General features: G+C 67.0%; 11 protein-coding genes. 1 reads left to right on the top strand and 10 read right to left on the bottom strand.

Translation table 11 applies throughout. The features are described from left to right. The 8 genes from nuoF to GS4_RS07380 form a co-directional block, all read right to left on the bottom strand. A partial coding sequence (gene nuoF, locus GS4_RS07415) for an NADH-quinone oxidoreductase subunit NuoF (protein WP_007619113.1) occupies positions 1-1,159 on the bottom strand: 1,159 nt, incomplete at its 3' end. Further along, positions 1,156-1,848: an NADH-quinone oxidoreductase subunit NuoE gene (gene nuoE / locus GS4_RS07410; RefSeq protein ID WP_007619112.1), complete on the bottom strand. Its 693-nt coding sequence runs from the start codon at positions 1,846-1,848 to the stop codon at positions 1,156-1,158. The genes nuoE and nuoF, both read right to left, overlap by 4 nt. Further along, positions 1,845-3,173 (bottom strand): NADH dehydrogenase (quinone) subunit D, encoded by a 1,329-nt coding sequence (gene nuoD, locus GS4_RS07405; protein WP_007619111.1) that lies wholly within the window; start codon positions 3,171-3,173, stop codon positions 1,845-1,847. The genes nuoE and nuoD overlap by 4 nt, the downstream gene beginning before the upstream one ends. Next, entirely contained in the window at positions 3,174-3,899 is a 726-nt protein-coding gene (locus GS4_RS07400) for an NADH-quinone oxidoreductase subunit C (protein ID WP_007619109.1), read from the bottom strand. A gap of 30 nt (positions 3,900-3,929) precedes the next feature. Next, positions 3,930-4,484, bottom strand: coding sequence for a NuoB/complex I 20 kDa subunit family protein (locus tag GS4_RS07395; protein ID WP_007619108.1), 555 nt, complete (start codon positions 4,482-4,484; stop codon positions 3,930-3,932). Between the two features lie 61 nt (positions 4,485-4,545). Continuing rightward, the gene (locus GS4_RS07390; protein ID WP_007619106.1) at positions 4,546-4,956 is read right to left on the bottom strand and encodes an NADH-quinone oxidoreductase subunit A; all 411 of its coding nucleotides are present in this window, start codon (positions 4,954-4,956) and stop codon (positions 4,546-4,548) included. A 175-nt stretch (positions 4,957-5,131) separates the two neighbouring features. Then, positions 5,132-5,533 carry a response regulator transcription factor gene (locus tag GS4_RS07385; RefSeq protein WP_007619104.1) on the bottom strand — a complete coding sequence of 134 codons (402 nt, stop codon included), beginning with the start codon at positions 5,531-5,533 and terminating at the stop codon, positions 5,132-5,134. A gap of 109 nt (positions 5,534-5,642) precedes the next feature. After that, positions 5,643-6,719, bottom strand: a complete 1,077-nt coding sequence (locus GS4_RS07380) for a D-alanine--D-alanine ligase family protein (protein WP_040509771.1) — start codon at positions 6,717-6,719, stop codon at positions 5,643-5,645. A gap of 128 nt (positions 6,720-6,847) precedes the next feature. Between GS4_RS07380 and GS4_RS07375 the strand changes: the two genes are divergently transcribed. Continuing rightward, complete coding sequence (locus GS4_RS07375) at positions 6,848-8,176, top strand: UDP-N-acetylmuramoyl-tripeptide--D-alanyl-D-alanine ligase (protein ID WP_040509769.1); 1,329 nt, start codon at positions 6,848-6,850, stop codon at positions 8,174-8,176. A gap of 90 nt (positions 8,177-8,266) precedes the next feature. Here the strand turns inward: GS4_RS07375 and GS4_RS07370 are convergent, their stop codons facing one another. Together GS4_RS07370 and GS4_RS07365 are read right to left on the bottom strand one after the other, a co-directional pair. After that, positions 8,267-9,535: an HNH endonuclease gene (locus tag GS4_RS07370; protein ID WP_007619098.1), complete on the bottom strand. Its 1,269-nt coding sequence runs from the start codon at positions 9,533-9,535 to the stop codon at positions 8,267-8,269. Positions 9,536-9,686: 151 nt separating this feature from the next. Then, a complete protein-coding gene (locus tag GS4_RS07365) occupies positions 9,687-10,160 on the bottom strand; it encodes a nucleoside deaminase (RefSeq protein WP_007619093.1) in 474 nt (157 codons plus the stop codon). Positions 10,161-10,196: the final 36 nt, after the last annotated feature.

Below are 10,196 nucleotides of genomic sequence, written 5' to 3'. Positions count from 1 at the left end.
GGGTGTCGAGGTCGCTCTCCACGCCGGCGCCGTCCTCGAGTCTGCGGAGCAGCTGCACGAGCCAGTACGTGCCCTCCCGGCAGGGGGTGCACTTGCCGCACGACTCGTGGGCGTAGAACTCGGTCCATCGCAGTACCGCGCGCACCACACACGTCGTCTCGTCGAAGATCTGGAGTGCCTTGGTGCCCAGCATCGACCCGGCTGCGGCGACACCTTCGTAATCGAGTGGCACGTCGAGGTGCTCGTCGGTGAGCATCGGCGTCGACGAGCCGCCCGGGGTCCAGAACTTGAGGCGATGGCCCGCGCGGACACCTCCGGCCCGATCGAGCAATTCGCGGAGCGTGATGCCGAGTGGCGCCTCGTACTGGCCGGGACGGGTGACGTGCCCCGACAACGAGTACATGGTGAACCCTGGGGACTTCTCGGTACCCATGCCGCGGAACCAGTCGATTCCGTTGCGGACGATGGGGGGCACGCTTGCGATCGACTCGACGTTGTTGACCACGGTCGGGCTGGCGTAGAGACCCGCGACGGCGGGGAAGGGAGGACGCAGTCGGGGTTGACCGCGTCGCCCCTCGAGGGAATCCAGGAGTGCCGTCTCCTCCCCGCAGATGTAGGCACCGGCGCCGGCGTGGACCACCAATTCGACGTCGACACCCGAACCGAGGATGTTCGTGCCGAGATAGCCTGCGGCATATGCCTCGTCTGCGGCCCGCCGCAGCCGACGAACGACCGATGCCACCTCGCCTCGGACGTAGATGAACGCCGTGCGCGCACGGATCGCGTGGGCGGCGATCACGACACCCTCGATGAGGGCATGTGGGGTCGCCAGCATCAACGGGATGTCCTTGCAGGTTCCCGGCTCCGACTCGTCCGCGTTGACCACCAGATAGTGCGGTGCGGCGTCGGGGGTGTCGGGTTGGGGGATGAACGACCACTTCAACCCGACCGGGAACCCGGCGCCGCCCCGGCCTCGGAGACCGGACGCCTTCACCATCTCGATCAGATCGTCCGGGGCCATGGCGAGGGCCGCGCGCAGACCGACGTAGCCGTGGTGTCGCTCGTAGGAGGCCAACGACCACGACTCGGGTTCACCCCAGTATCGGCTGAGGACAGGCGGTTCCGGCGGATCGACCGAACGCTGCTCGACCGTGGTCACGATCCTGCCCCGTCGTCGTGGTCGCTGACCGGGACGCCGGCGAGGATGCGCGACGTCTGCCGGAATGTGGGGACGGGCCCGGTTCCCCGGGCGGGGGTCACCTCGACACCCGCCTGGAGATCCTCGACGAGGTCGACGGTGGAGTCGGGTGTCTGATTGTCGAAGAACTCCCAATTGACCATGACGACCGGCGCGAAGTCGCAGGCGGCGTTGCATTCCAGGTGCTCCAAGGTGATCCGACCGTCGGCGGTGGTCTCGCCGGGCTCGATGTCCAGGTGCTCGCGCACTGTTGCGAGGATCTCGTCACCGCCCATCACCGCGCACAGCGTGTTGGTGCAGACACCCACGACGTACTGCCCGGTCGGTGTGCGGCGGAACATCGAGTAGAAGGTGGCCACCGCCGCGGTCTCGGCCGCGGTGAGGCCGAGTCGGGCGGCGCAGAACTCGATGCCGGCCCGGGTGATGAAGCCGTCCTCGGACTGCACCAGGTGCAGCAGCGGCAGCAGCGCGGACCGGGCCTGCGGATACCGCGCGACGATCGCGTCAGCGTCGGTGCGCAGGCGGCCGGCCACGTCGTCGGGGTACGCGTCGCGTCCACCGAAGGTGATGGCCGGGACCGCCGGTGGGATCACCACCGGTGTGCCTTCTCTCGGCGGCGCGCTGACGTCGACGAACACAGGTTCGCTCATCGGTCCACCCCTCCCATGACCGGGTCGATGCTCGCGACTGCGGTGATCACGTCGGCGACCATGCCGCCTTCACACATCGCTGCCACCGCTTGCAGATTCGTGAACGACGGATCGCGGTAATGCACGCGGTACGGTCGGGTGCCGCCATCGCTGACCATGTGGACACCGAGTTCTCCGCGCGGGGACTCGACCGCGATGTAGCACTGCCCGGCCGGGACACGCATGCCCTCGGTGACCAGCTTGAAGTGGTGGATCAGCGACTCCATCGAGGCGCCCATGATGCGGGCGATGTGCTCAGGTGAGTTCCCGAGGCCGTCGGGCCCGAGGGCGAGGTCGGCGGGCCAGGCGATCTTGCGGTCGGCGACCATGACCGGACCGGGCCGCAGACGATCGAGGCACTGATGGGCGATCTTCAGTGACTCCCGCATCTCACGGACCCGGATCAGATAGCGGCCGTAGGAATCACAGGTCGTCTCGGTGATGACGTCGAAGTCGTAGTCCTCGTAGCCGCAGTACGGATCGGATCTCCGGAGATCGTGTGGCAGGCCGACCGAGCGCAGGACCGGACCGGTGATCCCGAGTGCCATGCAGCCGGTGAGGTCCAGGTATCCGACCCCTTGGGTCCGTGCCTTCCAGATGTAGTTGTCGTTCAACAGGTCACCGAGCTCGTCGAGTCGGGTAGGCAAGAGGTCGAGTACCTCTCGAACCTTGTCGATCGCACCGTCGGGGAGATCGGCCGCGACACCGCCGGGTCGGATGTAGGCGTGGTTCATCCGGAGTCCGGTGATCATCTCGAACAGGTCGAGGATCAGTTCACGCTCACGGAAGCCGAGGAACATGGCCGTCACCGCACCGAGTTCCATCCCGCCGGTGGCGAGCGCCACGAGGTGTGAGGTGATGCGGTTCAGCTCCATCAACAGCACCCGGATCACCGACGCGCGTTCGGGGATGTCCTCGGTGATGCCGAGTAGCTTCTCCACCCCGAGGCAGTATGCGGTTTCGTTGAAGAACGGCGATAGGTAGTCCATCCGGGTGACGAATGTGACGCCCTGCATCCAGTTGCGGTACTCGAGGTTCTTCTCGATCCCGGTGTGCAGGTATCCGATACCGCAGCGCGCCTCGGTGACGGTCTCTCCCTCGATCTCCAGGATCAGGCGCAGCACGCCGTGCGTGGACGGATGTTGCGGTCCCATGTTGACGACGATCCGCTCGTCGCCCGGTTGCTGCGCGGCACGATCGCGGACAGCGGTGACGATCTCGTCCCAGTCCTGACCCGAGACCGTGTAGGTCTGTTCGGCGCCCGTGTTCCTGTCGATGCTGGTCATCTAGTCGTATGCCCTCCGCTGATCGGGCGGTTGGACCCGGGTTCCCTTGTACTCCACGGGGACTCCGCCGAGTGGGTAGTCCTTGCGCTGAGGGTGTCCCTGCCAGTCGTCTGGCATCTCGATCCGGGTCAGCGATCGATGGCCGTCGAACACGATCCCGAAGAAGTCGTAGGTTTCGCGCTCGTGCCAGTCCTGGGTCGGGTAGACGGCGCAGAGGCTGGGGATGAGCGGGTCGGAGTCCGGGGCCGAGACCTCGAGTCGCACTCGTCGGTTGTGGGTGATCGAGGCGAGTGGGTAGACGGCGTGCAACTCCCGCCCCACGTCCTCGGGGTAGTGGACGCCGTTGACGCCGAGGCACAGCTCGAAGCGAAGGGTCGGACGATCGCGCAGCGTGCGCGCGACCGCGACGAGATGATCGCGGGAGACGTGCAAGGTCATCTCATCCCGGAAGACCACCACCTTCTCGACGGCGTCGGTGATGGCCACGCCCATCTCCGACAGCGCCTCCTCCAGGCGGTCGGCGATGTCGTCGAAGTAGCCGCCGTAGGGGCGAGTCGAACTGCCCGGCACAGTGATCGCGCTGACCAGCCCACCGTAGCCGGATGTGTCACCGGTCCCACGGACGCCGAACAGGCCGTGGCGGACGCCGATGACCTCCGGGGCCGGGTCGGACGCGGCTTCGATCCCCGGCTCCGGCGGGATGCCGTCGGGTCCGTCCGTGCTCATCGCAGCTGCTCCCTCATCCCAGCAGTTCTCTCATCGCAGCAACCCCTTCAGCTCAAAGGTCGGGGTCGCTTGCAGCGCAGCTTGTTCCGCCGCCCAGATCGCCTCCTCGCGGTTCACGCCGAGTGGCATCTCCTGGATCTTCTCGTGCAACTTGAGGATCGCGTGCAGCAACATCTCGGGCCGGGGCGGACATCCGGGGAGGTAGATGTCGACCGGGACGACGTGGTCGACGCCCTGGACGATGGCATAGTTGTTGAACATGCCGCCGGACGACGCGCAGACCCCCATCGCCAGAACCCATTTGGGCTCGACCATCTGGTCGTAGATCTGTCGGAGCACCGGCGCCATCTTCTGGCTGACCCGGCCGGCGACGATCATCAGGTCGGCCTGGCGTGGCGACGCCCGGAATGCCTCCATGCCGAAGCGGGCGAGGTCGTACTTACCCGAGGTCGTGGCCATCATCTCGATGGCGCAGCAGGCGAGTCCGAATGTGGCCGGCCACAGCGACCCTTTCCGCATGAACCCGGCCAGGTCCTCGACGGTGCTCAGCAGGAATCCACTCGGCAGCTTCTCCTCGAGTCCCACGTCACCTCACCTCCTCCTCTGTCGGCGCGATCGGTGTGTTCTCGGAGTCCGTCGGTTCCCGTCAGTCCCAACTGAGTCCGCCGCGACGCCACTCGTAGGCGTAGGCGACGGACACATTGACGATGAACAGGGCCATGGCACACAGTCCGAACCATCCGAGGGCGTCGAACGCGACCGCCCAGGGATAGAGGAAGACGATCTCGATGTCGAAGATGATGAAGAGCATCGCGGTGAGGTAATACTTCACCGGGATCCGCTGCACCGCCCTCGTCGGTCGGTCGAGTGTCTGCGTTGATGCTCGGGAGGTCGAGAACCCGTGGGTGCCTGCGACGGGCTCGATGCCGCACTCATACGGTTCGAGTTTGGCGCGGTTGTACCGTTTCGGGCCGATCGCCGAGGCGATGAACACCGACACGACCGCGAAGGCCGCGGCTACGCCGCCGAGGACCAGGATCGGTACGTAAGCGTTCAACAGGCGACCTCCACAGCTGGTGTGGTGGATGCTTCGGGTGTGTCGCGTGCGGCAACTCGAGGCTGATGTGAGTTACACCACACCCTACAAGCGGGTCGTAGCGCGTGTGGCCTTTTGGCGGTCGGCGTTTCGCCGATGCGGCGCCCCGCGCAGGGCCTTCATACGGGGTGGCAGATCAGACCAGAATTTCGACGAAGGCTGTGCCGAGTGCGATCGGATCGACCGGCAGTGTGGCCGTCGCGTCGGCACGGGACCAGTCGGCCAGCCAGCGGTCGTCGGCACGACCGAGCAGGACCAGAACAGGCGGGCAGGGGTCGATCTCGTCGCGCATCTGCTTCGCGATCCCCATTCCGCCGGTGGGGGAGGCCTCGCCGTCGAGGATGACCGCGTCGACGACTCCGGCATCGAGCTGTGCGAACACCATCGGACCGGTGGCCACCTCGATGAAGCTCAATTCCGGGATGCGCGGGTCCGGGTGATTGCCGAGTGCGCCGATGACCTGGGCGCGGGTGTCGGCGTCGTCGGAGTACACCACCACTCGCAGGGCGCCCGGCGCCTGTGCTCGTGGTTCGGTCACGTCGACGACATTACCGCCGGTTTCCTCGGCGTAGCCGGGATTGGCGCGCCGCGTGGTGCTTCCGCGATGGTCGGCGCAGCACAGCAGGCGGGCCCGGCCGGGGACGGGATCAGTGGTCGGTTGCGAACCCTGCGCGTCGACGATGTGTCTCGAGGGCCAGCGTGACCAGCCGGTCGATGAGATCGGCGTACGGCAGTCCGGTCGCCTCCCACATCTTCGGGTACATCGACCCCGGGGTGAAGCCGGGAATCGTGTTCACCTCGTTGAGCAGCCAGCCGCGCCCCTCCTCTTCGTAGAAGAAGTCGACTCGGGCCAGGCCGGAGCACCGCAGCGCGGCGAAGGCTCGCGCGGCCAACTCCTGGACCTCGACGGTTGCGGCGTCGGGGATTCCGGCGGGGATCACCAGGCGGGCGGCTCCGGTGACGTATTTGTCCTCGTAGTCGTAGAAGTCGCTGCCGGGCAGGATCTCACCGGGGACGGACGTCTCGGGCGAGGTGGTGCCGAGTACCGCCACCTCGATCTCCCGGCCGACGACCGCTTCCTCGATGACGACCACGTCGTCGTAGCGGAGTGCGATGTCGATCGCGCGATCGAGTTCGGCTGCGTCGTGGGCTTTGGTGATGCCTACCGACGAGCCCATGTTGGCGGGCTTGACGAACACCGGGAGGCCCAGCTGTTCGACCGCGCGCGCGACCACCGTCTCCGAGTCGTCGATGCCGTCCCGGAACTCCACCCACCGGCACTGTGGGATGCCGGCCTGCTGGGCGACGATCTTCGCGGCGGCCTTGTCCATGCAGAGTGCCGAGCCGAGTACGCCGGAACCGACGTAGGGGACACCGAAGAGCTCGAGCAGGCCCTGGATGGTGCCGTCCTCGCCGTGCGGTCCGTGCAGCAACGGGAGGACGACGGTCGGGTTCGGCTGTCCGTCGCCCCGGATGACCGCGAGCGGGTCGACGACTGTCCCGGCCGGTTCCAGCGAATCCGGCAGGTCACCGCCCTCGACGAGCGCGGCGATGGCCTTGTCGTTGCGTAGCCACGTGCCGTCCTTGGCGATGCCGATCGGCACCAGGTCGTACTTCGCACGGTCGGCCGCGGCCAGGACGTGCGCTGCGGTCACGCAGGAGACATCGTGTTCGGCGGAGACGCCCCCGAACAGCACCACCAGACGCAGCAGGGGTCCACTCATGGCGCCCACGATACGGCTCTCATCCGAACCGGGCGCACCGCGGAGGTCCGTCCCAGCCCCGGGCGTCAGGCCGCAATGCTCGTCGCGGTGGGGACCGGGCCCGAACCCGCGCCTTGTAGCGTTCAGGTGTGCATTTCAGAGCGAGTGAGGTGGCCACGGCCGTCGGTGGCGAGTTGGTCGGACCCGATGTCGAGATCGAGGGAGCGAGCATCGACTCCCGGTCCGTGCAGCCAGGTCAGTTGTTCGTGCCGATCGTCGCCGAGCGGGACGGGCACGACTACATCCCGTCCGCCCTGGACGGCGGCGCGGCGGCCTACCTGACCTCGCGCGACGATGCGACCGGATCGACCCCGACTGCCTCGACGGCGATCCGGGTCCGCGACACCGCTCTGGCGCTCGCCGACCTGGGGCGCGCGGTTCGTCGCCGCGTTCCGCCACGAGTGGTCGGCATCACCGGCTCGGTCGGTAAGACGTCGACCAAGGATCTGCTCGCAGGCGTTCTGCGGACCACCTACCGGACCGCGGCGAGCGAGAAGTCCTTCAACAACGAACTCGGCCTCCCCCTGACCTTGGCCGGTGCCCCGGATGACGTCGAGGCAGTCGTGCTGGAGATGGGTGCCCGAGGGATCGGACACATCGACCTCCTGTGCCGCATCGCCTCGCCGACGGTCGGTGTGATCACGCGGGTCGAGGGTGTGCATCTCGAATTGTTCGGTGACATCGAGTCGGTCGCTCGCGCGAAGGGCGAACTCGTCGAGTCGCTCCCCACCGACGGCATCGCCGTGCTGAACGCCGACCATCACCATGTCGCCGCGATGGCCGATCGGACATCCGCACGGGTCCTTCGGTACGGACTCACATCGAACTCCGACGTACACGCCTCCGACATCGTCATCGACGACCAGCTCCGTGCCTCTTTCCGTCTGCACACCCCGTGGGGTTCCACCGACCTCCGGCTCGGTGCACGGGGCGAGCACCAGGTTCCCAACGCGCTCGCTGCCGCTGCCGCTGGTGGCGGACTGGGTGTGTCGGTCGAGGACATCGCCGAGGGGATGACCGCGGCGGAACTGTCCGGCCTGCGGATGGAGCTCGCCACCTCCGCTGATGGCGTGACCGTCATCAACGACGCCTACAACGCAAATCCCACCTCGATGGCCGCAGCCCTGCGTTCGCTGGCCGCGCTGTCGGCACGGCGAAGGGTCGCTGTGCTGGGCACGATGGCCGAACTCGGCGTCGACTCCGCAGAGGCGCATGCCGAGATCGCCCGTGAGGCCGTCGAACTCGGCATCGAGGTGATCGCGGTGACGGAGCCGACCTACGGTTCGGCCGCCCGTCACGTCGACGGGATCGATGCCGCTGTCGAGGCTCTTGGTGACCTGGGCGACGGAGATGCCGTGCTGGTCAAGGGAAGCCGAGTCGCAGCACTCGAGAGGGTCGCACAGGCGCTACTCGGCTGACGTCGCAACTGCTCACACTGTGGAGTTGTCAAGGATCTCGTGCGGTCCCGGCCGTGCCGGGTGCTGGGAAGATCGGTGGGGCTCGTCGATTCAGGCCGCAGGGGCCAGGTTGTCGGCGGGCGCATCGTCATAGGTCATGGTCCGGCGGTTGTAGGCCGGTCGTGGTCGCCGTCGTGCGTCGACGGTGACGGGCGGAACGAGCCATGGATGTCGATCGGCACCCAGGACGACCTCCCAGCCCGCGTTGTGCACGGCGTCGTGGCATGACGTGCACAACAGGCATCCGTTGTCGAGGTCGGTCGCGCCGCCGTCCGCCCAGTGCACGATGTGGTGAGCCTGCGTCCACGACGCCGGAGCGCCGCACTTCACACAGCACTCGTCCCTCCGGAGTAGCGCCTTACGCTGGGCGGCGGTGAAGAGTCGCCGGCGCCGACCGACGTCGAGCGGCACCTTCTCGGAATCGAGGATCATCGGTGTCCACTCAGCGTCACAGGTCAACTGCGTGACGGACTCGATCGACACGGGCCCCAGGAACGCGAGGGCGGATCGTTCCGGCGTGTCGGATGGGATGGTCAGAGCCACTGAGACTCTCGGGGTCATCGACGTGCTGCCGTCGTGATCAGCGGCCAGATCGAGCAGAGTGTCGAGGGCGTCGGCGCGCCGGCGGGCAAATGGGCGCCGGTACCGTGATCCGTCGGGCTCGGGTCGAGGTGTGCTCAGCCTGTCGAGCGCAGCCACCATCTTCTCTCCGACCACGATGTCCAGGTCGGCCTGGAGCCGCAACCGGCCGTCTGGCGTCTGCACGATTCCGAGTTCGTTCAGCGACCGGTCCTCACTGGGCGTCGGCAGCACCTCTGCTTGCATTGCCGACAATTCGTTGCCGATCTGCCTGGCGTGTGCGGTGATCTGAGCCGGAGTGGCCCCGGAATGTAGCTGAGCGAGCAGTGAACTCATGGCATTATGACGCTCGGAATCGGCGAGCGGTTCCGTCGTCCGATCCTCGATCTGCGCCATTCCCCGCGCGATGGCGTCAGCGTGCTCCGCCGGCATCCTCCCGTCCGTCAGCTCGGTGGCGAACCACGGGTCGCGGACACAGCGGTCCGCCAGTCGGACGAGACGCTGGGCGACGGCGGGTGCGCAACCGAGCTCGATCAACAGCTCTCGCATCGTGCGCCCCTGGTCGGCGGCTGTGTGTGCCAGCGACAGCGACATGACTGCCGCGACTGTGTGATGCTCGATGAGGTTGCGCGCCAACAGGATCAGCCGAAGTATCTCGATGGCGTCAGCGGCGTGACCGCCGCCATCGGCGTCCTCGCTCAGGGCTCTGACGAAGCTCGAGATGGTGCGTGCGTCGATCATGCCTCAAAGTGTAATCGAACACGTGTTCTATATCAACAACTATAGACGGCGGATCGTTTGTGGCGCAACAGATGTCACATTCGTGAACGGTCGTCACATCAGTGGACCGACGTCCCTGCAGTGGCCTCAAGTCCCAGCAGACCTCGACCGACTACCGGAACCGACCCCGATGCAACTCCCGCATTCGATCGGCCAGCTCCTCGGCCGGACCGTCGACGACTGCGTCCGGCACGACATCGGTGATCGGCAGCGGCGCAACAGGTGCGGGGTCGACGCCCCATTCGGCCAGCCAATCGACCAACTGTGCGCTGGAGGCCGCGTACACGATCCGACCGAGGCCGACCCAGCCGTGGGCGGCCGAGCACATCGGGCAGTGCTCGCCCGACGTGTAGACCGTGGCCTCGGCGCGTTCGCGAGGGGACAGGCGGCCGACCGCCCATCGTGCGATGGCGAACTCCGGATGCTGCGTCGCATCACCGTCTTTGACGCGATTACGGTCCTCGAACACGACGTCGCCGCGGTGGACCAGCAGCGACCCGAACGGCTCGTCGCCGTCGCGCAGTGCCTCCTCGGCGAGGTCGGCACAGCGTCGGAGGTGGGCGAGGTCGACGTCGGTGATCGGCATGCGGATGCCTCCTCGGAATGCTGTGGACCGTTCGCG

Source organism: Gordonia soli NBRC 108243, from assembly GCF_000334455.1.
Taxonomy (GTDB): Bacteria; Actinomycetota; Actinomycetes; order Mycobacteriales; family Mycobacteriaceae; genus Gordonia; species Gordonia soli.
Note: the sequence above shows the minus strand (reverse complement) of the source record. Positions and strands in the feature narration are given on the sequence as shown.

Bases quoted from the DNA above. Each gene is read 5' to 3' on its own strand.
- nuoE (WP_007619112.1), bottom strand. From the start codon at position 1,848: ATGAGCGAACCTGTGTTCGTCGACGTCAGCGCGCCGCCGAGAGAAGGC.
- nuoD (WP_007619111.1), bottom strand. From the start codon at position 3,173: ATGACCAGCATCGACAGGAACACGGGCGCCGAACAGACCTACACGGTC.
- GS4_RS07400 (WP_007619109.1), bottom strand. From the start codon at position 3,899: ATGAGCACGGACGGACCCGACGGCATCCCGCCGGAGCCGGGGATCGAA.
- GS4_RS07380 (WP_040509771.1), bottom strand. From the start codon at position 6,719: ATGAGTGGACCCCTGCTGCGTCTGGTGGTGCTGTTCGGGGGCGTCTCC.
- GS4_RS07370 (WP_007619098.1), bottom strand. From the start codon at position 9,535: ATGATCGACGCACGCACCATCTCGAGCTTCGTCAGAGCCCTGAGCGAG.
- GS4_RS07365 (WP_007619093.1), bottom strand. From the start codon at position 10,160: ATGCCGATCACCGACGTCGACCTCGCCCACCTCCGACGCTGTGCCGAC.